Here is a 23,811-nt window from a genome sequence, read left to right as displayed (position 1 = left end):
CTTCTGTTTTTCTTCTTGAAATGATGGACAATAAACCCATATATACCCTATAGTTTGACCTTAAATGTTTTTTAATACAAGGATACAGATGTATGTCTGAACAACAAAAATTCTCACCAGAAGTGGTGGCAGAGGCTGAACGCCAGTTTGCCATCCTTCAACAAGGTACTGAAAAGATTGAACCAGAAGGCGGCCTTCTGCTTAAGCTGAAAGAAGCAATCCGCGATAATCGCCCTCTGAAAATCAAACTTGGTGCAGACCCAACAGCGCCTGACCTTCACCTTGGCCACAGCGTTATTCTGCGCAAAATGCGCCAGTTCCAAGAGCTTGGCCATAAGGTCCAGTTCCTGATTGGTGGATATACAGCCCTGATTGGTGACCCAAGCGGCCGTAACAAAACACGCCCACCGCTTACAGAAGCACAAATCAACGAGAACGCTGAAACCTACATGGCGCAGGTGTTCAAGGTGCTTGAAAAAGACGAGGCGACACTTGAGATCCTGAACAACACAACATGGCTCAGCAAGCTTGACTTCGCTGACACCATCAAACTGTGTGCTCAAGTGACTGTTGCCCGCATTATTGAGCGTGAAGACTTTTCAACACGCCTTGCGGAAGGTACACCCATCTCTATGCACGAGCTGCTCTACCCAATCATGCAGGGTTACGACAGTGTTGCTATGGAATGTGACATTGAGCTTGGCGGTACAGACCAAACCTTTAACTGCTTGATGGGTCGTCAACTGATGCAGTCTCGTGATATGAGCCCGCAAATTGTTATGACCTTCCCTCTTCTTGAAGGAACAGATGGCAAAGACAAAATGAGCAAGTCCAAGGGGAACTACATTGCCCTACAAGACGAGCCGAACCAAATGTTTGGTAAAATCATGTCGATTCCTGATGAGCTGACGGAGAAATACTTCCGCCTGCTTACAGCCGTTGACGTAAGCACTCTGCCATCACACCCAATGGATGCTAAAAAGCTCCTCGGTCGCACGATTGTAGAGATGTACCATGATGAAGCAGCTGCCAAAGCCGCCCAAGAAGACTTCGAAACACGTTTCTCTAAAAACGCAATCCCGGATGAGCTCCCTGAAAAGGATGTTCAAACAGAAGGTGGCGAAATTGGACTTGTGAAGCTTCTTGTCTCTCTTGAGTTTGCAGAAAGCAACAAAGCAGCCAAACGCCTCATCGAAGGTGGCGCTGTTAAAATTAACCAAGAGAAGATGGGCGACCCACAGGCAACCATCACTGCATCAGAAGCTATTGTGGTTCAAGCTGGTAAGCGTAAAATGGCACGCGTTACGCTGTCATAAAACACACCATCTTTCATCGACAATTCAAGAGGTTGCCAATCGGCAACCTCTTTTTTTATAAAAAGTAGTTATTTTTCCAAAAAAGTTGTTGCAGATGTGCCAGTTCGCGTATACAATCGCCCTCGATTTAAAGATTTATTTCAGCGCAAATGTTTGATTTTGCCTGCAAAAATGGACCGTAAAGAGTCCTCATACAATTATAAAAAACGATAAATGAAGAGGGATAGCACAATGCAAGGTGTTGCAAACTTGGACCAAAACGTACGCGAGATGCTGCGTTCAAAAATTACGACAGGCGAACTTTCTGGTGGCGCCCACCTAAGCGAACTTAAAATCGCTAAAGAATACAGCGTATCTCGTACACCTGTACGTGAAGCACTATGTGCACTCGCTGCTGATGGCCTTATTGAAATGGTTCCACACCGTGGTGCTTTTGTCCGCACAATGACAAAAGACGAAATTACAGACCAAAAATCTGTATTTGCACACATGATGAGCCTTGCTGCGCGTATGGCAACTGAACGTGCTGACATCGAAAGCATCCTTGCACTTGAGAACCACGTTTCAAGCCTGAAGACAACTGATGTTAAAGCATTTGAAACAGCTATCTCTGAAGCATTCTCTCTGATCCGTCAGGGCTGTGGTAGCACAACAGCTGCTGAAGTTCTAAACATGGTAGAGCGCCGCATGGTTGTTGCGACACCTGTTGCTCTAACTGACGATATCATGAAGACAATCGCTCAAGAATTCACTTACCTCATGGGTGCATTCAAGCGTAAGAAAGCTGACAGCGCTGAAAAAACAATGCGTACAATCGTTAGCACTTACTACGGTATCGATGCAACTACAGTAGAAACTGCGACAGAAACAACTTCTGAAACAGTTAACTAAGCACTCTTCGTTTAAAAAAGAGGGACTACGTCCCTCTTTTTTATTTCTTCATACTTTCTTTTCACCTGTTCCATAATCTACAGTTTTGAGGGTAATTTTTGGCTTTTAAAGGCCCGTAGAGTAGCAATCTACTTAAGGGAATTTTAAAGGCAAAAAGTGCCTCAAAAGCTTGACTTGAGGAAAAAAGTCACCATATAGTGAGTTAGGTAGGGAATTCTGAAGCATTCAGGATACTTACTGAGTTTAACAAAACGAGGCTGTGCTTGGTTATGCTACTATACCTAGCTCCGTATCTTTTAGGTATTGCTTTCTTGCTTTACGCTGCAAGCTACCTATTTGGCTAAGAAAAAGAATTTTCAAAAACCCCTTCTCATGTGAGAGGGGGTTTTTCTTGGTTTTTGTTTTTATATTATAAAAACTTGATATTATACATTTCTAATATTACAATATATATATGGATGACATGAACAATAAAGCGGATATGGTCTCAAAATACTTAAAAGGTATTGCAAGCCCTCATAGGCTTCTTCTCCTTTGCACCATGGCAGAGGGTGAAAAAAGCGTCACTGAACTTATAGAAGCAACAGGGCTTGCACAAAGCTCAACATCTCAGCACCTTGCCAAGCTTAGAGAAGAAGGTATTGTCAGCTACAGAAGGGAGCATCGCACCCTCTATTACAGTATTTCATCCAAACTCACGCAGGATATTATGGCCCTGCTCTATCAAGAATTTTGTCAAAATAAGGAGAACTCTAATGTGTAAATGTAAAAGCGTTTTGCCCTGGGCTATAGGAGGCGCACTCCTTGCGATGGCTTTCTTTAGTGCGGTATTATTTGTGAAGCCAATTGGCGTATCCACCCAGTTTGTTATTGCTGATGCCATTGTTTGGGACATGATCAACCCTGAAATTATTCAAGAAGGTGTAGATAGTAAAACAGGTTACGGTTCAGAAAATGCTTACCTAAATAAGAGTGGCGGTAAATATGCCAAAAATGCAGCCAACCCACTTAACTATAGCTTTGTGTTTGTACTCGCGATGATGTTTGGTGCTTTTCTAGCAAGTAAGCTTTCAGGTGATAAGCCTGCATCTAAACAAGAATCAGAAATGCCTAAAGCTTGGTCTGATAATTTTGGCACCAACCCAACAAAGCGCTATGTATGGGCCTTTATTGCTGGCTTTATCGTTCTTTTTGGCGCAAGGCTCGCAGGCGGTTGCACAAGTGGCCATATGATGAGCGGTATGATGCAAACATCTCTCAGCGGCTACTTATTTGCATTAGGGCTCTTTGCAACATCTATCCCGCTTGCCATGATTTTGTATAAAAAACGCTAAGGCTCAAGAAAGGAATTAAACTATGGAACTTTATCTTGCTATTGCTCTTGGTACGCTGTTTGGTTTTGCCCTTAACCGTGTTGGAGCCACAAACCCAGAAAATATTATTAACATGCTACGCTTTACAGATTTGCGCCTCATGAAAGCCATTTTATTTGCTATCGGCCTTGCTTCCGTTGCTTTATTTAGTGGTCTTAAACTTGGTTTTATCGATGCAGGGCACATTTCTATTAAAGCAGCCTACCTTGGCGTTGTCATTGGTGGCGCTTTACTTGGTATTGGCTTTGCCATTGCTGGTTACTGTCCAGGCACAGGCCTTGCAGCCCTTGCAACAGGGCGCAAAGATGCACTCTTCTTTGTACTGGGTGGATTTGCAGGCGCTTTCGCCTTCACGCTCATGTATGAATGGCTTAAAGCGAACACCTCTTTATTTGATAAAATTGCAGGCGGTAAAGTCAGCCTTGCTGAAACAAGCAGTAAGTATGAGCATCTGATTGCCATGGATGGAACCTTACTTGGTATTCTTCTTGGCCTTGCCTTTATTGGCATTGCTATCGCAGTCCCTAAATCACTCAGATAGCAAAAGGCTCCTTCGGGAGCCTTTTTTAATGGCTCAAAATTTCAGAGATGAGCTCTTCTATATTAAACACATCACCGAGAGGTTTAGGCGCGAACGCTTCACAGAATGATTGAAATGCTTCAAAACCTTTCTGCGTAAACGTAGACCTATTTATTCCCTGCCCCGCTTTCTCAATTTCAACAGCATTCATTTGCTGCTCATAGATATTCAAAGGCATAGCATAAACAGGAATACCTAGGGTGGCTGACTCACTCATAAGCGAGTGTCCTGCGGTACTGATAACGCCCTCACAGGTTCTTAACGCTTCAATAAAGGCCTCATCACTCGCATTTTTACCATCAAAGATATGGAACTCAGATTCAGGGAAAGCCGCACAGATTTCCTGAATCTCACTTAAACTCTGGCTATGCCCACCTTGTGCAGACAGGTAAATTAAGTATGAACCTCTTTTCACTTTCCTTTTTAAACCTTGCAGCTCTTGCCTTAATATCGGCCTTACCACTTGCACTTCACCTGCGTATTGGATCTTCACATTCACATCAAAGAATGAAAACACCACTCTTTTGTGAGCTTTTGGGAAAAACATACGCAGCCTTTGAACTTCATCAATAAGAGATACATCTCCAAGCTTCTCTGGATAGTCACCAACTAAGTACTTACTTTGCTGGTCCATCGTATAAAGCGGCACGTCATACATATAAGCATATTGAGCGCTCACAGGTTCATAGTCTGTTAAAACCACATCAGGTTCTCCGATAAAGGCCTGCGCCTGCGCCATTGCAGCCGTATTGATTTCCCAAAAGTTCTGTTGATTGGCTTCATGTGACAAGCTCTTAGCAAAGTTTAACCCAGTTGAATCACCCACAATAAAGGGTACGGCCACAGGAATCACTTGAATATACGCGTCCTCAGCAAAATGCTCCTCACAGAACTTCAAGCTCTCTCCGTAGGCAAAAATAGCAATTTTAGCCTGTCCTTTTAAAGCTTCAAGAATTGGCAATTGGCGATACATATGGCCCAACCCAATACCGCAAATCCCGTAGAGAATCTTCTTCATGATGTTTTCTCCTTTATCAACTTTGCAATCTCTTGCCTTGTCCCTGATACTTCAAACACCTGAACATGATCCAAAACCTGTTTTAACAGTGCAGGCAACCCCTCTTCTGCCTTTTGATCTTCTGGCTGAAACAATACTTCCCCTTCTCCAAGAATCACCGAGGCATTCACCGTATCCATAAAGAATGGAAAGAGCCTATGTAAGACACTCATTTTTGACAACTCCTGACAAACAACGTCCTCATTTGTCAGTTTTACCACCCAAACAGCATGAATGTTTTGAGGGTGACTTGCGTATCTATCTTCTGAAATCCTGAACGCAACTCTATCTCCATACACCTTTTTGTCAGAAACGGGTGCCTGAACCTGTTCATGAAAGACCTGCTCTCCTATTGTCATAGAAGCAGTGCCACCAACAGCTTGCATCTTCCCATCCATAAACGTAACCAGAGTCTTATTACCCGAGATGACTTCTTTCATTCCTTGCTCAACGCACTCCAACAACACAGAACTCTTCCCTCCACCCGAATGCGCGACAATCAAATGGCCGTCAACACATGTGCTATGCACACTATAAATGCCCTGCTTAAGTAAAGCCTCTCTCACCATTCCACCTAATAAATGGTAAGCATCTACCGGAAACTCATCTTTACATGGTGCACTCAGTACAGCATGGCTTTGATACCTCGCGAGAGATGTTTTGGGGTTATGCTTAATGGTTAAGGTAAAAAGGTTCATATCCTGCCCAAGAAGCGCTGGCCTATAAGCATCTAAAAGAAGAGAATCAGGACTATGATGAGAGTTTAAGCTGAACATACCTGTCCTCCTTTCTCAATAAAGCCAAGAACAACTGAGGCAACAGCTTCATCACCAGATGTACCGTACACATCAATCAAGCCTTTTGCACGGCTAGAATCCTGAGCCGAGACCTGCTTTAAGGCGTGATTAAAATTTAAATTCACAGAAGGAAGCTTGCCAACACAGTTCACAATATCTGCAATCACCTTAGCTTGCTCTTGCCTATAATCAAGCTCAGGTATACCCAGCAAATCATGCCATGTGAGAGCGATGTCCACATACCCTTCCGACGCAATCATGTCTAACTGCTGCCCTTGGCTATCATTGGTTGGCGGAAGCCAAACTGTTGGCAAATCAAACTGCGCCGCATCATAGATATTCCCAAGTCCGGAGGTCATGAAGGCATACTTACTCCCCTCAAGAATCTTCAGCATCTCTTCCCTTGGATAACTCTGAGCATGTATATGTGGTAGAGCCTCAGCAACCTTTTCACTCGCGCACACAATCAATTCTTCCCCTTCAGGTAAAGCATCAACAACAGCTTTATACATCGCCTCCGCATAAGCAATCGCATCTCCCTCGCTCCAAAATGGATTCATGAGCCCACCAAAGTTCAAAAGAACATGCTGCCCTTCTCTTTCTGGCATTTTAGATTGAAGAATCGGTGGCACGGCAACAGCTTCGCCTTTCATCTTCTCTCTATACCCTTTAAGTAGTTTGCCCACGCCAATAAAATCTTGAGAGAGGTATAAATCACAACCCTTTACAGCATTTGGCATATCCTTCCAAAACCATGTGAGTGGATCATAGATAATCACTCTTAAGCCTGCGGCCTTTGCTTTCTCAGCCATTATAAAGTCAGTCGCTGTCAAAAACACATCATACTGTTTTAAGATGCCCTCCAAAGCCGTGTTTCTCATATTGCTGGAATCATAAATAGCGTCATAATCCAGAGGCTTTTGTAGGTCTAAGCTATGCCCGTCTCCTATATAACTGATGCGCTCTACTTGCCCTTTAAGGAGAGGAAAGAAGCTCGCAATGGCTGCTGTTGGACCAAACCCAAAAGACTCAGCATTTAATAAGAGTCTACAGTTCGTAAGGTTCAAAGCCATAAAGGTACGCTCCCAATTGGTTTAAGTGTTCTGGTTGTCTCACTGCGTTCATAACGGAACTATTTGTGAATCTTGGTTTCATACTGGCATGCATGAGCGCATCTCTCACGTTACTCCCAAGGCCACTTTCAAAGGCTTCCTGCCTGACTGCAGACATTTCAGAAAAGTTCTCAGGTGCAGGCCCCATCGCCACCATGGCCACGTACCTCGTAGAATCAGACAAATTCGATGTGTTGGCATGAGTTGTTCTACTATCCCATGTCACAATGTCACCTGCTCTGAGTGGAAAAGCTTGTTGGTAAGAATTCAGCTTTTCAGAGAGTTCACTCCCCTCTTCCAGCGCTACATACTCCCCTTTATTCTTCACAAACGGAATGTACCCATGAAAGTCCTTTCTTGATCCTGGTACAGCTCTAAATGTGCCCTGCTCTTTGGGGTTATCTGCAAGCGCCAGAATGCCCTGCAATGTTCTAAATTCAGGGTGAACCGTTGGGTTTTGATCCACATGCAGACCAAGCGCCTTGCCATCTTCATTCGGGAGCTTTACACCAAACCTGTCAAAACTACTCCATAAATCAACCCTACCCCACAGCAGTACGTGATGAATATAAAGCCTGATACTCTGCCTGATCTCAGCCCAGACCCCATCATGGTAAAGTTCAAAGAATCCTCTGCTCAGGAGTGGCGTACCATGTTCATCCTCGGGCATACCGTGCCAACTCTCAGGGTTTGAGAAATCAAATTGCCCATTACTGATAAGAGAAGCTACGTCCTGAATTCTATGAACTGCTTTCTTGCACAGCTCACTCGAGATCACGCCCTTACCCACAACAAGACCATGCTCTCTAAAGGCAGCCATAAAGCCCTCCTCATCCTTTAACGGGTCAAACGCTACAGCAAAGCCGTCCTCATCTAGAGGATACTGTGTGTAAGCTGTCTGTTGTGTAGGTAGATGTGTGAGAGTGTGGGAGTGGGTTTGAAGGTTGTTGTGAAGAGTCTGTATCAGTTGAATGATTTTTTGGTTTATATCTGGCGGAGAGGACTCTATCTCCCACACCAACTCCCTTACGGACTGGTCTATAATCACGGCGTTTCAGCCTCCTTGTTGTTTGCACCTTTTTAACAGCACAAAACGTTAAATGAGCCCGTATTGAGCGTGGCTTTCCATCAATTTGCAACAGGGGAACTCAGTTAGAACGTGTTGCATATAAATGTACCATAAAGTTAAAATCTGACAAACATAAAATGTCGTTTATTTCTAGCCCTTTTATATTGCATACAACTCAGTCACATGCTATAAGTCCCCTATTATTTAGAGACATCTAAAACCGTTTGATAAAGGATCCCACACATCAGGGGTCTTTTTTATCTTTCATCTCTCATATAAAGTGTACTTTGTATGAGGGATTCACCGTGCCTAGGCACACACTCAAACCATGCCTCATATAAGGAGATATCCCAATGGCTGGTATTGTAATTCTTGGTATTGATATCCAAAACGACTTCATGAATCAGGACGGCGCAGCGCTGCCAGTTGAAGGCGCCATGGCAGATGCAATTCGCAGTGCCTGCTTTGTGCGCCGGATGACAGATGGAGGTTTGTTTTATAACGGCCAAACGCTGTCGACTCCTGAAGAAGTCATTCTGACCTTCGACACCCACGAAATGCCCAATGCAGAACACCCCGACATTGCTCACCGTGCAATGTGGCGTGATGCAGACGGCAATATGCCTGATCCCTTTACGCTGATCACGTCTCATGACATCAAAAATGGTACATGGACGCCGTATGACCCTGCGCTGACAGAATATGCGCTGTGGTACACACGCCAACTTGAAGAAGATGGCACGTTTGCCCATTTCATTTGGCCAAACCACTGTGAATACGGCACATGGGGACACGAGCTCCAAGATGATTTCCGTACTGCAACCAAGTACTGGGAAGAACAGACAGGAAAAATCACCACAGATATTCTCAAAGGCAAAAACCCTCTGACCGAACATTACGGTGCCATCCATGCACAAGTCCAGCTGAACGACCCACACACCCGTGTGAATGAAGCCTTACTGAACAAACTGCGCGCTGCTGACTTGGTCTTTGTACTTGGTCAAGCCAAAAGCCACTGTGTCAACACCACTGTTCGCCAATGCGGCGAGCTGATTGGTAAAGAGCACATTGGCAAATTTGTTCTGTTGGAAGACTGCATGTCGCCGGTTGCACAAGCACCTGGTGGACCAGACTTCCCAGCAATTGGCGAACAGTTTATCGCTGACATGGTGGCTCTCGGCATGACCGCAACAACCACACAAGCGATCTACGAAGAGCGCGTCTAAAACTTTCTTGCTCAGGCCTTCGGGCCTGAGCTTCTCTTCAAAACTTCAAGGAGCTCAACCATGAGCCAAGACCTCATCAAAAACATGCTGATTGGTGAAGATGGGCATATGTCCGCTGCCAACTCCGATCTGTATCATGTCACCACAGGCCAGTCTCTCATGAGTATGCGAGATTATGTCAACACAGGTAATATGTACCTGCGCGGCGGCATGACCACACCTTACACCATTATGGCTGGCGCCAGATGGATTTTGCCCGCACTCTCTGAATTCCGGTTTGACCGTGAATTTATTGACTGGGCCAAATCTCTCAACCGTCCAGACGGAAAACCCAAGTATGATCCAGACTATCTGGATACGCTTGCAGGCATGCCGTTCAACTGCCAAGTGGATATGATGCCTGATGGTACTGTCACCTTCCCTGGCCCCATTGGCCGTGTAACGGGTGACCCTGTTCAGGCCAAGTGGGTGGATACCATCATCTCAGACTTCCTGCGCCGCTGTTCCTCAGTTGCAACCAAGGCAGCACGCCTGACTTGGGCTGTGGATGGCAAAGTGATTCTGGCTGATAACTCTATGCGCCGTTCTAACGATACCGGCGGTTTCATGACTGCTGATATTGCTTACATGTGCGGCATGCTTGGAACATCCAACATGAATGCTGCCATGCGCGGCGGCTACACGGCCGTTGGCACAATGGACCACTGGTTTGTCAAAACCAAAATGGCGGAATACTTCATCCTGAATCCGCAGGCCAACCCTGAAGACCCACGCCAAAACAGTATGGCTCAACAGCATGCCTTCCGGAAGTTCATGAAAGAACACCCTGATTATGGCGCCCTGCTGATTGATACCATTTCGGTGGAGCAAGGCCTTCTGGATGCCATTGTAGTTCTGAAAGAATTCAACCCGACCAACTACCAATTGCGGATTGATTCTGGCGACCTTGCACGCGGTGCCATTTGGTGCATGAAACAGCTACAAAAAGCCGGCATTAACACAGACACGACCACGGCTGTGACCATCTCCCTGAGTGGTGGGCTGCGCGCTGTAAACCTGGCTTCAATGGTTCGGGATCATAGCGTTCCCTTTACCACTGCTGGCATTGGCGGCTACTTCCAATTTGGTGGCGAGCTTGGTGGCGACATGCAAGAAACCAAGGTCAATACCACTATTGTGACGAAGTCTGGCTATCTCAAAGCACCCAATGGTGCAGAGCTGCGTCAGGTTAAGCTGTCTGAAAACCCTGCAAAGGCGTCTTTGCCTGGTATTCTGGATCGTGTCCGCCTGTATCGTGAAGATGGCAAAATCCTTGCGGATGTTGCTGTAGACATGACTCGTGGCAACTATGTGGAAAATGGCGTTCTGAAAGACGATTTGTTTTCGCAACGTCTGGACAGCGAACGCGGCAAACTGTTTGAAGCTGGCATTCAAGCATCTCAGCCCATTCAGCGCATGCTGAACGGCCCAGAGATCGTGGATGAAAGCCTGTTTGATCTCAGCGCCTGCCGTGCACGTTTTGAGGAAGAGTTCGCAAAACTCCCTGAAAGCTACAAGCCGGTCAACGGTTCGCATACCTCAAGCCCTGTGGGCATTGAACGTGAAATGTTCCTGGAATGGAAAAAGATGATTACTGGCAACCAAATCGTCTCACGTATCTAAATCGACATAAAAACAGGCCCCATACGGGGCCTGTTTTCTTATAGGGGGTTATATATTCCTAGAGGAATTTCTTCTTAATAAAGTGGTCAAGGCCAAGCTTGCCAGAACCATGTGTCATAAGAATACCAAGCAAAAGCATCCAGTAGTAATGCTCTGTTGTTCCTGGGTACACAAGGAACTCAATCACAAGCGTCATAATAAATAGGCCCAGAGCTGCGATAGGTGTAAACAAACCAAACACAAGAAGAACTGGCAAAATAAGTTCTCCTGCAGTCGCCATGTATGCTGCCACTTCTGTTGGGAGCACAGGTACAGCATATTCATACTCAAACAATGTCAGTGTACTGTCCCATGTTTTAATTTTAGTGAGGCCTGAGTAGAAGAAGACCTTCGCAATCCAGATACGTGCTGCAAGCAGGGCAACCGACTGAACAAAGTTTACATCTGCCATAAGCATACGCAGAGTTGTTTTAGCTGTAGATATCATGTTTTCATTCTCCATTTAAAGGGGTAAAAGCGCCCTGACTTAACAGGTAACCAAAATCCATTTGAAGCGCTTCTAAATTCGCTTCTTTTTCCATTTGTATTTGCATAGATTCTGCAAAGGATTTTCCAAGTGAAACATCTGCTAAAAATGCAGCTGTCTCAGCACTTAAAACTTTCATCCATGTCATGTGAGAGGCGTCTCTTAGAACAAGAACAGGGCGAGAACTTTCAATTAATTCAAAACTTGAAAAATCCGCACTATCAGATTGATGTAAATGCCAAAGACCATCCACATTAAAAGTTAAATCAACATGACTTGCATTGCTGTTTAACTCAAAATTCACATCTCCAAACTCTCCGAGAGCTGCTTGTAAACCCTCTTGTGTGAGTGTCTCTTTTTCTTCTGTCACCCCAACCTTAAAGTAGGCATATTCTAGTCTCGCCATATCGCTCAAATACGGAAGAGATTTTGCTTCTGCAAACCCGTTAATAAAATCGCTAAACTCAGAGCCATAGGCGTTGCGATTTCCAACTTCCATTGGCACCTGTTTCACATAGTGGCGCGCCATCGTTTTAAAGAATTCTTCACCAACCAACTGAAGGGTCACAGGGTAAACATTTTTCAATGTATCAATTAGGTTAAGGCGCGTATTATTTTTATAGATATTCAAACGGCCTTCTACATCAGGCACACGCGCATCCAGATACTCAAGGCTATCTGAACTGCCTGTATAAATATCATTGAGGAGTGTTTCTTGAAGCTTAGACAGCGACGGCATGGTTTGCCTCCTCTTTCACTTCAGTACGTACAACGTCAGCTCTTGCAGCTTCTTCTTCTAATACACTCAGCGCAGGAATATCCATATCCCACTCAATAAGCGTTGGGATATCACCAAAGCGTCTCAACGCACGTTTGTAAAGTTCCCAGACCTCTGGATACACAGGGTGACCATGTGTATCGAGGTAAAGCTGTGCCCCATCTTCTAGGTCACGTACTTCATAACCTGCTAGGTGGAACTGCTTGACCGCACCACTATTTGTAATTTCATCGACGTAATCCTCAGGGTTATACCCAAGGTTTTGTGCACTTACAGCAATGTTATTAATATCAAGAAGAAGTCCACAGCCTGAGCGTTCTGCCACAAGGTTAAGGAATTCTGTCTCTGTAAAATCTAAATCTTTAAAAGCAAGGTAGTTAGATGGGTTTTCCACCAAAATTTGTCTACCAAGTGTGTCTTGGAATTCTTTTACGTGATCCACAAACGTATCAAGCGCCTCATTTGTAAACGGTAAAGGCAAAAGGTCTGGCACATGGGTATGGCTGTAGCCACTCCACGTAAGATGCTCAGACACAAACACGGGGTTTACTTCTTCTACCAGCGCTTTCAGCTGTTTCAAATGTTGCTTATCAAGGCCGTCCGCGCGGCCTAGTGAAAGCCCTACCCCATGCAATGTAACAGGGTACAGTTTAGAAATTTCATTGATTTGCTCTCTTGCAAGGCCACCACCGAAGTAGTTTTCGCTGTGCGCTTCAAGAAAGCCAACAGATGATTGACCAAGCAGAAGCTCCTGCATGTGAGGATGTCTAAGTCCGACCCCGGATTTATTAAGACGTTCGTTCATAGCAGGAGCTTTCTTGGTTCGCATAAAATAAAACTAAATTTTAATTTAGATTATTTTTTCATCATTTTTACAACGCCGCCAGCAAGCTTGTCGCAAGTACCTTCTGGTAGGTACACCCACTCGTTCGGATCGTTATCTACTTTAGCTTGACCAGCACAGCTGTGACCGTTCGCACCACAGTCGTTCATACCTGCTTTAACAACGCCCATACACTTTTCGTAACCAGGCTTACCTGCGTGCGCATCCTCAATCATAGCGCCTGAACCTGCTACGAATGCTGTTAGAGCTGCTGCTGTCATAAGTTTCTTAGAGTTTTTCATATATCGAGTACCTTATATTTATATATTAGTTATCGTGGACTTTTTTATTCTTTTCATTAGAATATAAGCCGAACGATTTTATTAACTTTCAAATCATTCAGTGGGTAATACGGTCTATAAATAAGATCGGTTACACAATAAAAAAATTTTTTTTAATGTAACTTAAGTGATCATGAATACGTATAAAAGCAATGAGTGGGATAATTGGATGCAGGCCGCCCTTACAGGTGATAAAGCCGCATACAACAATCTCTTAACTCATGTAAAACAGTGGCTCCATGCCTATTATAGTAAACGCATTGGGCCTGAACATATTGATGACTTAGTACAAGAGACACTGATGACCGTACATACAAAACGCCATACTTATGATCCGACAAAGCCGTTTGGCCCTTGGCTGAGCGCTGTCGCGAAGTATCGCTGGATTGATTTTTTGCGCGCATCAAAAGCGGGTCTGTCTGTAGAGCTTGATGAGGAAACTCTACCAGGAAGCTCAAACCACGAGAGTATTCTCGCCAAACATGACCTAGAAAAACTCATGGGGCAGCTACCAACAAAGCAAGCCAAAGTCATTAAAATGGTAAAGCTACAGGAAATGAGCATGAAAGAAGTTTCAGATGCAACAGGACAAAGCGTTTCATCTGTAAAAGTAACAGTACATAGAGGCATCAAAAAAATGATGGCAATGATTGAGGAGAAAGCATCATGAGCGATCCATTCATTCAAGGCCTTGTTGACGACATGTCAGAAGTAAAGCCTCTCGCAAACAAAAAGCTATATGGCATTACTCTGGCCCTGCTCGTGCTCGGCTCATTCCTTGTACTTAGCTTACTAGGTCTTCGTACTGACTTTTTTGAATTTATTAAAACACTCCCAGCAGTATTTAAGAATGGTACATTCTTTATGCTCTTTGCATGGGCAGCTTGGCTTACCCTTAAACTCTCAAGACCATCTACACATATTGGCGTGAAGCATTTTGTGCCTGCTCTTCTTGTACCAGCAGGTCTTGCTATCACAGCTTTTGCAGAACCAAGCAAGTTCTCTATCGCTGCTTTTGAAGGCAAGATTCTCGGCATGACAAGCATGGGCTTCCATTGCTCAACAACACTTATGATTGGTGGATTGATTACATTTGGCTTCCTCTGGAATGCATGGTTGAAGCACACTGCAAGTTCACAACCTGCCCTACTCGGCATGGCAGCAGGTGTTGCATCAGGTAGCCTGACAGCCTTTGCCTATGCGTTCCACTGCAGCAGTGATTACGCACTTTACGTGTCTGTATATTACGGAATACCGATTATTATGCTTGCACTTATTGGTGGCTTACTTGGCCGCAGAAAGCTCGCTTGGTAAACCCGCAGCCTTCTCTCTCGCCTGCTTATCATCATACATTTGCTTATCGGCTGCATCCAGCAGCTCTTTAAGCGTGTTTCCATGTTCAGGAAACTGAGCCACACCAATGGACGCACCAACAGAAAGCGTTTCTTCTAGATTTTCCAGCTGAATAAGCTGAGCGACTTCTTTCTTAACAGCCTCACTGTAATCTTTATCAGCAAGAACCGCGAACTCATCTCCCCCAAGACGAGCAACTAGCGCTGTTTCAGGCAGAGCGGAAAGCATACGCTCAGCAGAAACCGTTAATACTGCATCACCAACTTCATGACCATGAGTATCATTAATAGGTTTAAACTTATCCAGATCAATGTAAAGGAGCGTGAGAGGATTTCCTTCCTCCAACAGGTCTTTGGCCTTGCGTTTAAAGTGAGAACGATTCAGAAGGCCTGTGAGCGCGTCTGCACCTGCAACGTTTTCTCTAAACTGACGCCCAACAGCTGAAAGCTCCTTAAAGGCTAAACTGTGCTCTTCATCATCCAGCACAGCTTGAATAGCTGGCCTTGGTAAATCCAAAGCTTTGGCAGTTTTAGCAAGGTCTCCATCAAAATGTTCTAACGCTTCTACCAAAATAGAACGGCTATCAGCAACAGATTGCACATCTTGTGGAGAAACCTGAATGTAATCCTGCAACGCATTTTTTCTGCGCGCAATCATAGGACGCGTCAATGCAATCACCAATGCGCCAGTTGTAATGAACACCCCAGCCATCACGTCATATGTCGAAATCGCTTTAATAGATAGTCCACTAATCGGAGATGTCGCCCACTCCCAAAACATAGTCCCTAGAGATGAAAACGCTGTGACAGTGGTAAAGTTTTCAGCCTTAATAGTATGAGCGCTTGAAAACTCCAAAATACGTAAAGGCACAACAATCAACACACCCATAATAATGCCAAGGAAAATTGTTGGCGGATGGGTAAAGTCTGAAAACATTGGCAAATACTCAGAGATGCGCTCTCCCTGAAGTTCCTGAACACCTGCAAGCAATATACAAAAGACGGTAAAAATACAGCTCATCGTAAACATAACAAAGCTAATGACACGCGCACGTGCTTTGGGGTCTTTCTTCTGTGAAGCTGCTTGAGAGTGAGGCCTATGAAGCTCGGCTGTAAAGATACGTGCGGCCTGCAGGCCACCGTATGTCAAAGCCAACAGAAGAATTGTGCCAAGGTTCTCTTGACCAAGGCCCCAACACACTGCAAATACACCAATGGTAATAATGCTTGTCCCAATTAGTTGGTAGCGATCAGGGACACGACCAAGAAAAATCCAGCTCGCCATCACACTCATAAACACACTAATTTTTTGAAGGATCGTACCCTCTGTAGACGTCACGTAAGCATATAAAAGCATACCAAATACGTAACCACACATCAGGACAACGCCATAAACCCACGTATCAATACTACGCATGGTTTCTTTACCGAGCGGCCCTCGTCCTGCATAAAGGAGAAGCGCAAGCGCTGCACTTGAGAAAGACACACAAGAATAAATGAGCGGGTTCGTGTTGTACGTGACAATACAGTAGCGTCCAAATACATTACAAAGCCCAAGAAAGACCATCACCGCAAGCAGAGCTTGCAACCAACCCACAACCTGCTTATTCCCTAAAAAGTTCATGACATCATCCCCCACAGGCCAAGCCCAACAAACACAGCATTAAGAATGACGCAGGCGATAATCACACGCCACCATAGCTTCTTCTGGGATTGAATTTCACGTAAGCGTGACAGCTCGTCCTCACGACGTTCTGTTTTAAGCTTAGGGTTGAGTTTAAAAGTTTTATAAAGCTCAGCATCACTGGCTGACTTATTTTTTCTTTTTTCAGGTCCTGTATATGTCATGTGCTGATATATGGGGGTTCTTTATGTGTTTTACAAAGGCTTTTCTTCAATTTCCATATTTACATCCTTTGGCAGTGTAAAAGAAAACACACTTCCTTTGCCTAGCTCTGTTTTTAACGTGAGCTCCCCGCCATGGCGTTTCACAATGCGCTTTGCGAGTGCTAGTCCCATGCCTAGGCCTTCATACTCATCTTCTCGCACGGCGCGCCTGAGCGGTTGGAAAATTTTCTCGAGCGACTTTTCATCAATACCAATACCATTGTCTTCTACAGAAAAAAGCCATTCACTACCTTTATCCTCACAGGCAATATGCACAACAGGAGAAGCCCCTTCTTCATGATACATAAGTGCATTTAACAAAAGCGCATGAAACACCATTTGTAGCTGAGAACGTACAGCTCTCACAACTGGCAAATGATCAAACGTAACCTTTGCGCCAATTTTTAGAATAAGTTGATCAAAAAGTGCAGCATTTAATTTCACCATATCTTCAGAGGGCACATCCTCAATCGCTTCTTTAGACGTATGAACACGTGAAAAGTACAAAAGGCCTTCCAACATATCACGGCCCTTTTCACAAGATTCAAGCACGCTTTTTAAATATTTCACGGAAGATTCACTCAAATTTTCAGCGTCCCTATCTAGTACCAGTTGCGTAAATCCATGTGCATGGCGCAATGGCGCACTAAAATCATGAGAGACGATATATGCATATTCGTCGTACTCTTTTTTTACACTTTCCAGTTCGGCTTCAAGCTGAGCAATCTTTTCTTCAGGTGTCATTGACTGAGATACACTTTCTTCTTATGAACCAAACGCAGGAGTGCGCACAATATCAATCCAGAACTCTTCAAGCTTTTTTAAAATATTTAGAAGCTGGCCCATACTGATTGGCTTTACGATATAACATGTTGAAGGTAAACCATGATCCTCCAAAACATCACGATCCATTTGTGAACTTGTCAAAATAATCACAGGAATTTTTTTCAAAACCTCATCAGATTTAATCACTTCAAGCACTTCCCTACCATCTGTTTTCGGCAGGTTTAGATCCAGCAGAATCAAATCAGGTGTTTTTGCATCAGAAAAACTGCCACGCTTAAAAAGAAAGTCTAAAGCCTCATCTCCATCACGCGCAACATTCAAGGCGTTTCTAAATTTTCCACCCTCAAATTCTTCTCGTGTTAATTCCACATCGCCCGGATTATCTTCCACAAGCAAAATATCAATCAACTTACTATTCTCCCTCATGCATTAAGACTCCTCACTTTTCATCAGCGTAAAGTGGAACGTTGAACCATGTCCCTTTTTAGACTCAACCCAAATTTGACCACCATGACGCTCTACAATTTTTTTACAAACAGAAAGTCCGATTCCCGTCCCAGGGAATTCATCTTTTCTGTGCAGCCTTTTGAAAACTTCAAAAATTTTCTTCAAGTGGCGTTCTTCCATACCAATTCCATTATCTTTTATAGATATCTGCCAAAAATCACCAACCTCTTTTACTGATACATCAACTGACGGTTTTGTTTCTGGTTTTTGATACTTAAGACCATTTCCAATCAAGTTTTGAAGCAACTGATAAATCTGTGTTTTATTTCCAAGCACCACAGGCAGGTTACCATATGTCACCTCTCCACCCGTATATTCTAAACCCACTTGAACTGTTTCTTCCACAAGCTTAATAAGATCATTTAAATCAACAGGTTCATGGCGCTGTGCATCACGATCAAGCCTTGAATAAGCAAGAATATCCTGAATAAGCTCCTGTGCGCGCTTGGCACCATCCACAATAAAGTTCATATAGCGCTGGCCTTTTTCATCCTTCTCAACACCAGTGTCTTTTATGTAATCTTTTAGCTTTTCAGTAAAACTGCTCACCATACGAAGCGGCTCTTGCAGGTCATGTGAACATACATATGCAAAACGCTCCAACTCCTCGTTTGAGCTCATCAGCGTTTCAATCATCTTCTTACGCTCAGTAATATCACGCATAATCCCACTATAGATCATTCCCTCAGGCGTCATGACTTCACTCACAGAAATTTCCACAGGGAAGAGTTCACCATTTTTACGCCTAGCTTCCACTTCACGCGCAAATCCAATCATATTATTCTTGCTCTTACCTTGTTGGTAATTATCCAAGTAACGATTGTGCTTCTCGGCAATATGTTCTGGCATCAGCATCTTAATGTTTTGCCCAATCACCTCTGACGGCATATATCCAAAAATCTGCTCACAGGCTTTGTTGTAAGATTGAACCGTGCCCTCTCGGTCAATGGTAATCAGACCATCAATAGTGTTATCCATAATCGCCTGAAGCTTCGCTTCACTCTCTGCAAGCTCTTCACTCTTACGCCTAGCAAGTTTATTACGTTGGTGGGAAATCAGAGCTGTATAAATAGCAAAACCAATAAGCAGCGAGAAGAGAACACCCGTAACCTGGGTAAAGAGAGCAACATACGAAATTTTACTCCCTAAATAATCTCCTTTAGGGGATAAAATCACTGACCATTTACGCCCAAATACCTTTAAACTCAACTCAGATGCAAAAGAGACATTTACCTTTCCTTCTTTTGAGCTTTCAAACACAATACTTTCCCCATCCCTTACTAAAAGGTGGAAATTATCAAGTTGTTCTGCAGGGAGCACATTACGGACAAATTTATCTGTATCAAATATACCAACAATAAATCCTTCAAAATCTTCCCCTCTATAAACAGGTATATACACAATAAAGGCCTTATACCCCTGCACAAGCTGGAAAGGAGACGTCATCGTAATATGTCCACGAACCTTTGCACCTTCCAACATTGCACGGCGCTTCTCATCAAAAACAATATTAAGCCCTAGAGCTTTTTCATTCCCTCGCAAAGGTTCAACCCACTCAATAATATTTTGATCATTTACCCACTCAACTGTTGTTAATGCAGGGAAATCTGAAATATAATTACGTGCATCTGCTACCCATTCTTCTTTTGGTGTACCGCCACTTGTTTCCCAACGTTGCGCCATACGGCGAAGAGCAATCACAGTAGAGCTAAGACCATCCGTAATACTCTTTTTAATAAGGTCCATCTCTTCCATAATAATGGCATGAACAGTTTCTTCTTCCTGACTTTCAAACTCTTCAGAAATATACAAACTCATCACGAGAAAGACACCCGCAAATGCACAAGCCAGCACAACACCTGCTGTTGTTCTTTCCTCAATATCAGCTGTCACAATTTCTTTTTGAACCGCTTCAACATGCCCAGACAACCAAATCAGGAAGAGTGAGAACCCACAAGAAAGAAGTAATCCAATGATCAAAAGCCACCAAAGCAGGTTAGAAACTTCCATATGTTTATGAATAAAACTGATTTCCCAAGTACGTCCTGCAAAGTTTAAACGTACATGTGCCTGAGATGCGTACTTATCAATAACAAGAGAGCTGTCCTCTTTATAGTCAGGCGTTCTAGAATCAAATAGAATTTCTTTACGAGAGTCGTTCACCGACACATCTTTTAAAATGACATCAAATCCCTTAGAGCGTGCCTCTTCACTTACCGTAGACATCAGGTCTGGAAATGTAAAAATACCGTTACAGTATCCAACAAGCGCTTCTTGACGCTTGCTCATAGATACACCATCAACATCACTTGAGAACACAGGGTGGTAAACAATAAACCCGTACTGATTTTCTGCCTGTACAATTGGAAAACGACCTGTTGCTTTTGGTTGTGCCTCATCCCTTGCTGCATCAAGAGATTTAACCCTCATATTCCCAACGAGAGGATCCAACCCGTAAACATCAAGCCCATGAGCATTCTTGTTAAGATCATATGGATGAACATAGGTAATCGGGAAGTAAACTTCACGCTCCTCAGAGGTACTCATCTTGCCATAATCAAAGCGCCTCTTAATTGTAAAATTTGCATAACCCTGCTCTTGAATGGAACGCTCATGAGAAGCGCGTTGATCCTTTGTTACCTTTGGTAGCCAGCCCATTCCTGCAAGGCCAGTATATCTCTTAAAGAACTGCCTTGTGAAGAGCTCAAACTCATCATCAGAAACATATTCAGATGATAGGATAAAACGCTCATTTGCAGTGAGGAGATTTAAATAAGTTTGTAACTCTTCCTCTAACTCCTGAGAGAGCTCCATTGCAATATTATCAATTTCAGCTTGTTGGCGGTTTTTATCGTATTCTTTAGCTGTAAAGAAGGCGACAATCACCAACAATACAAAAATGGCTGAGGGCACAACCACAATAAACTTCCTTAAAAGGGAGTTTCTCCTATCCATCAACAGGAAAAGAAGCGGGCTAATTAGCGCCACACCAATAGCATCGCCAACCCACCACCCTATATAGTTTGGAATAATCACTTCTGGTGGAATAATGCCATAAAAATATAGTGTTGCCGTACCAATAGTACAGCTCACAACTGAACCTATCACCGCACCCAGTAGTAAAAACAAAGACACATCATGATAGTTACTTGGCGGGATTGCCCCTTCTGGCATAAACCTTCGCACAAGATACGCTGCAAAAGCAGTTTGTAACATGACACCAAATGAAATTAAAGATGCTGTCTCCAGACCACGAAGTGCTGTAATAAAAGGCTCATCTGCCGATGTTTCAATTGAAAGAATCAAGTTTGCAGCAACAGCTCCAAGGAAAACAGCAGGTAAATACCGGTACCCACCCATAATGACACTCACAAGTGCGACACCAGCAGCAGGCCAAATTGGAACAGCAAACCCAGGTGGAATAGCAAGAGTATAAGAGAGACGACCAACCGCAGTATATGCCACAGCAACGAGCATAAACCTTAGTATAAACAGTGCAATTTGCCTTATAAGCATATATTTTTATAGGGTTTTAGAGGGGCCTTGCGCTATGCAAAACCTTAAAACCAAACTCTCTTTTTATATATTTACTTCCCCAATGGTAACCGCTTATGGGAGCTCGCACAAAAAATAAAAGCAACTTTAAAGAGCAATAAATGACTTAACTGACTCAATTTTAAATACTATTAAGAGATCACATCATTCTGGCCCCTTTTGACATTTTCTAAACGGCCTTGCCTCAAAGACACGCTTTCTATAAAATAGAATGGATTTATGAATCTGAATTTCTTTTAACCCTTGAGGGAGAATACGCATGTCTAATGACAATAAAACTGGCGCAGAAGGCGTCCGCTGGGACCGCTCACAACTTTACGCAGACTTGAACGATCCTAAAATTGATCAAGATATCGCAAAAGCCAAAGGTATCATTGAAAAAATCGGATCCTTTAAAGGCACACTGAGCGCTGACCTAGGACAAGTTCTCACATTGATGCAGCAGCTTGAGCGTACAGCATATGACTTGTATGTGTACCCTATGCTACTTCAATCTGAAGATCCATCCGATGTACCAGCCCAGCAAATGTCTGCTAAAGTGAGCGAGGCTATCAGCCCTCTTCAGGCTGAACATATGACTTATGTTGACCTTGAAATTGGTAACATGGATGACGCTGAATATGAGAATCTGCTAAATACAGATCCTGTTGTGAAGCATCATCAGCCAATGCTGGACAAAATCCGTGAGAATGCAAAGTACCAGCTCTCTGAAGATGCTGAATCTATGCTACAAACTGTCTCACCATTTGGCCCAGGCGTCATGAAAGATTACGCAAATTTGCTGGAAGCTGAACTGGAATTCATGATTCCAGATGAACAGACCGGTGAAGAAAAAGCGCTAAGACTTACAGAGTCCCTGAAAATTCTTGATGACAGCAAAAATCGTGAATACCGCGCAAAGGTCATTAAAATTATCAATGCCACTTTTGCAGAGAAGAAATTTGACCGCTTCGTAGCAAAAGCTATGAACGCAAATATGGGTCAAATGGCTGTTTTGCAAAAAACACGTGGTTATGACCCTGCCAATCCTATGCAGGCGAAAAATATTGGTAACATGATTGATGATGCAACGGTTGAAGCTTTGCATGAAGCGGGTAAAACCCGTGGTGCTGATGCTTGTGCTCGTTTCTACGCACTTAAGCGTGACATTCTCAACAAAGCAGATGGCACTGCCGCTGGCACACCTCTGGAATGGTCTGACCGTAACGCTCCAATGCCACTGAAATCTGATGATAAAGTGAGTTGGGCTGACTGCATGGAAATGGTACGAGACGCCTATGGCGCCTTCAGCCCTACCCTGCTGGACTTGGTTGAAACCATTGAGAATGAGAACTGGATTGACGCACCTTATGTTCCTGGTAAACAAAGTGGTGCTTACAACTGTTCTGGCCCGTACAGCGGTGGTAATAAATCGTGGAACTTCCTGAACTATCTCGGCACCCGCCGCGATGTCATGACAGTTGCCCATGAACTTGGCCACGGCGTGCACGGTATGCTGGCTCTTGAAGAGCAAGGCGAACTGATGTGGCATGCACCAATGCCTTACGCTGAAACAGCATCTGTATTTGGTGAAATGCTCACCTTTACGCACATGCTAAATCAGCCAATGAGCGATGCAGAACGCCTCGACCTGCTGATGGGTAAAATTAACGACTTCATGAATACTGTGGAGCGTCAATTGTCCTTTAGTGAATTTGAGCGAGCGATTCATACACATCGCCGCACAAAAGGTGAGCTTTCAATTGAAGACTTTAACCAGTATTTCATGGGCGTTTCTGAAACGTTCTATGGAAAGAATGGCGAGGTCTTCAACTATGATGAAGAGCAGATGAACCGTCTATGGTGCTATGTCAGCCACTTCTTCAACCCGTTCTACGTTTATGCTTATGCGTTTGGTGAACTGTTTACACAGGCACTATTTGCAAAGCGTGCAGAACTTGGCGCACAGTTTGAGCCGATGTATCTGGATCTCCTGCGTGCAGGTGGTACTAAGAGCGCTGTTGAACTGACCAAGCCGTTTGGCCTTGACCCAACTAAGCCTGAATTCTGGAATGCTGGTTTCGACGTTGTTGAGGACTGGATTGCAGAAGCAGAGCAGCTGGCGAAAAAGCTGAACATGGCTTAAGCCATAATCGACAAAAAAGCCCCCGCAAATGCGGGGGCTTTTCTTCGT

At 44.0% G+C, this 23,811-nt stretch carries 23 protein-coding genes; 10 read left to right on the top strand and 13 right to left on the bottom strand.

The window, feature by feature from the left end; genetic code table 11:
- The first annotated feature begins 92 nt into the window (after positions 1-92).
- The 5 genes from tyrS (at position 93) to VX730_00405 (ending at position 4,121) form a co-directional block, all read left to right on the top strand.
- Complete coding sequence (gene tyrS / locus VX730_00425; protein MEC9290847.1) at positions 93-1,316, top strand: tyrosine--tRNA ligase; 1,224 nt, start codon at positions 93-95, stop codon at positions 1,314-1,316.
- Between the two features lie 213 nt (positions 1,317-1,529).
- A complete protein-coding gene (locus tag VX730_00420) occupies positions 1,530-2,207 on the top strand; it encodes a GntR family transcriptional regulator (GenBank protein ID MEC9290846.1) in 678 nt (225 codons plus the stop codon).
- A gap of 454 nt (positions 2,208-2,661) precedes the next feature.
- Entirely contained in the window at positions 2,662-2,970 is a 309-nt protein-coding gene (locus tag VX730_00415) for a metalloregulator ArsR/SmtB family transcription factor (protein MEC9290845.1), read from the top strand.
- Positions 2,963-3,541 carry a YeeE/YedE thiosulfate transporter family protein gene (locus VX730_00410; GenBank protein MEC9290844.1) on the top strand — a complete coding sequence of 193 codons (579 nt, stop codon included), beginning with the start codon at positions 2,963-2,965 and terminating at the stop codon, positions 3,539-3,541. The genes VX730_00415 and VX730_00410 overlap by 8 nt, the downstream gene beginning before the upstream one ends.
- A gap of 22 nt (positions 3,542-3,563) precedes the next feature.
- Positions 3,564-4,121, top strand: a complete 558-nt coding sequence (locus tag VX730_00405; protein MEC9290843.1) for a DUF6691 family protein — start codon at positions 3,564-3,566, stop codon at positions 4,119-4,121.
- Positions 4,122-4,146: 25 nt separating this feature from the next.
- Here the strand turns inward: VX730_00405 and VX730_00400 are convergent, their stop codons facing one another.
- From VX730_00400 to VX730_00385, 4 genes are read right to left on the bottom strand one after another with little or no spacing between them, the layout of a single operon-like run.
- A complete protein-coding gene (locus VX730_00400) occupies positions 4,147-5,178 on the bottom strand; it encodes a glycosyltransferase family protein (GenBank protein ID MEC9290842.1) in 1,032 nt (343 codons plus the stop codon).
- The gene (locus VX730_00395) at positions 5,175-5,993 is read right to left on the bottom strand and encodes a hypothetical protein (protein ID MEC9290841.1); all 819 of its coding nucleotides are present in this window, start codon (positions 5,991-5,993) and stop codon (positions 5,175-5,177) included. The genes VX730_00400 and VX730_00395 overlap by 4 nt, the downstream gene beginning before the upstream one ends.
- Positions 5,981-7,087: a hypothetical protein gene (locus VX730_00390; protein MEC9290840.1), complete on the bottom strand. Its 1,107-nt coding sequence runs from the start codon at positions 7,085-7,087 to the stop codon at positions 5,981-5,983. Before VX730_00390 ends, VX730_00395 begins: the two co-directional genes overlap by 13 nt.
- The gene (locus VX730_00385; protein ID MEC9290839.1) at positions 7,062-7,946 is read right to left on the bottom strand and encodes a phytanoyl-CoA dioxygenase family protein; all 885 of its coding nucleotides are present in this window, start codon (positions 7,944-7,946) and stop codon (positions 7,062-7,064) included. The genes VX730_00390 and VX730_00385 overlap by 26 nt, the downstream gene beginning before the upstream one ends.
- 602 nt (positions 7,947-8,548) lie before the next feature.
- Between VX730_00385 and VX730_00380 the strand changes: the two genes are divergently transcribed.
- Together VX730_00380 and VX730_00375 are read left to right on the top strand one after the other, a co-directional pair.
- Positions 8,549-9,421, top strand: coding sequence for a hypothetical protein (locus tag VX730_00380; GenBank protein MEC9290838.1), 873 nt, complete (start codon positions 8,549-8,551; stop codon positions 9,419-9,421).
- A gap of 60 nt (positions 9,422-9,481) precedes the next feature.
- Positions 9,482-11,083 (top strand): hypothetical protein, encoded by a 1,602-nt coding sequence (locus VX730_00375; GenBank protein ID MEC9290837.1) that lies wholly within the window; start codon positions 9,482-9,484, stop codon positions 11,081-11,083.
- 58 nt (positions 11,084-11,141) lie between these two features.
- Here VX730_00375 and VX730_00370 read toward each other — a convergent pair whose 3' ends face one another.
- The 4 genes from VX730_00370 to VX730_00355 are packed head-to-tail and all read right to left on the bottom strand — an operon-like array spanning position 11,142 to position 13,512.
- Positions 11,142-11,570: a DoxX family protein gene (locus tag VX730_00370; GenBank protein MEC9290836.1), complete on the bottom strand. Its 429-nt coding sequence runs from the start codon at positions 11,568-11,570 to the stop codon at positions 11,142-11,144.
- Between the two features lie 4 nt (positions 11,571-11,574).
- The gene (locus VX730_00365) at positions 11,575-12,348 is read right to left on the bottom strand and encodes a DNA-binding domain-containing protein (GenBank protein MEC9290835.1); all 774 of its coding nucleotides are present in this window, start codon (positions 12,346-12,348) and stop codon (positions 11,575-11,577) included.
- Positions 12,332-13,192 (bottom strand): DUF692 domain-containing protein, encoded by an 861-nt coding sequence (locus VX730_00360; protein ID MEC9290834.1) that lies wholly within the window; start codon positions 13,190-13,192, stop codon positions 12,332-12,334. The genes VX730_00365 and VX730_00360 overlap by 17 nt, the downstream gene beginning before the upstream one ends.
- Before the next feature lie 50 nt (positions 13,193-13,242).
- On the bottom strand, positions 13,243-13,512 hold the full coding sequence (locus VX730_00355) for a DUF2282 domain-containing protein (protein MEC9290833.1): 270 nt from the start codon (positions 13,510-13,512) through the stop codon (positions 13,243-13,245).
- A 172-nt stretch (positions 13,513-13,684) separates the two neighbouring features.
- Here VX730_00355 and VX730_00350 point away from each other — a divergent pair, with 172 nt between their 5' ends.
- Both VX730_00350 and VX730_00345 read left to right on the top strand, forming a co-directional pair.
- Complete coding sequence (locus VX730_00350) at positions 13,685-14,221, top strand: sigma-70 family RNA polymerase sigma factor (protein MEC9290832.1); 537 nt, start codon at positions 13,685-13,687, stop codon at positions 14,219-14,221.
- On the top strand, positions 14,218-14,865 hold the full coding sequence (locus VX730_00345; GenBank protein MEC9290831.1) for a DUF1109 domain-containing protein: 648 nt from the start codon (positions 14,218-14,220) through the stop codon (positions 14,863-14,865). Before VX730_00350 ends, VX730_00345 begins: the two co-directional genes overlap by 4 nt.
- Here the strand turns inward: VX730_00345 and VX730_00340 are convergent.
- The 5 genes from VX730_00340 to VX730_00320 are packed head-to-tail and all read right to left on the bottom strand — an operon-like array spanning position 14,836 to position 21,560.
- A complete protein-coding gene (locus VX730_00340; GenBank protein ID MEC9290830.1) occupies positions 14,836-16,527 on the bottom strand; it encodes a diguanylate cyclase in 1,692 nt (563 codons plus the stop codon). The genes VX730_00345 and VX730_00340 overlap by 30 nt on opposite strands.
- Complete coding sequence (locus VX730_00335; protein MEC9290829.1) at positions 16,524-16,751, bottom strand: hypothetical protein; 228 nt, start codon at positions 16,749-16,751, stop codon at positions 16,524-16,526. The genes VX730_00340 and VX730_00335 overlap by 4 nt, the downstream gene beginning before the upstream one ends.
- 30 nt (positions 16,752-16,781) lie before the next feature.
- Positions 16,782-17,534 carry an ATP-binding protein gene (locus VX730_00330; GenBank protein ID MEC9290828.1) on the bottom strand — a complete coding sequence of 251 codons (753 nt, stop codon included), beginning with the start codon at positions 17,532-17,534 and terminating at the stop codon, positions 16,782-16,784.
- A 21-nt stretch (positions 17,535-17,555) separates the two neighbouring features.
- Positions 17,556-18,002 (bottom strand): response regulator, encoded by a 447-nt coding sequence (locus VX730_00325; GenBank protein ID MEC9290827.1) that lies wholly within the window; start codon positions 18,000-18,002, stop codon positions 17,556-17,558.
- A gap of 3 nt (positions 18,003-18,005) precedes the next feature.
- Entirely contained in the window at positions 18,006-21,560 is a 3,555-nt protein-coding gene (locus VX730_00320) for a CHASE domain-containing protein (protein ID MEC9290826.1), read from the bottom strand.
- Positions 21,561-21,897: 337 nt separating this feature from the next.
- Between VX730_00320 and VX730_00315 the strand changes: the two genes are divergently transcribed.
- Complete coding sequence (locus tag VX730_00315) at positions 21,898-23,763, top strand: M3 family metallopeptidase (protein MEC9290825.1); 1,866 nt, start codon at positions 21,898-21,900, stop codon at positions 23,761-23,763.
- Positions 23,764-23,811: the final 48 nt, after the last annotated feature.

It is taken from the genome of Pseudomonadota bacterium (assembly GCA_036141575.1).
In the GTDB taxonomy this organism is placed as follows: Bacteria; Pseudomonadota; Alphaproteobacteria; order UBA2136; family JAPKEQ01; genus JAPKEQ01.
Note: the sequence above shows the minus strand (reverse complement) of the source record. Positions and strands in the feature narration are given on the sequence as shown.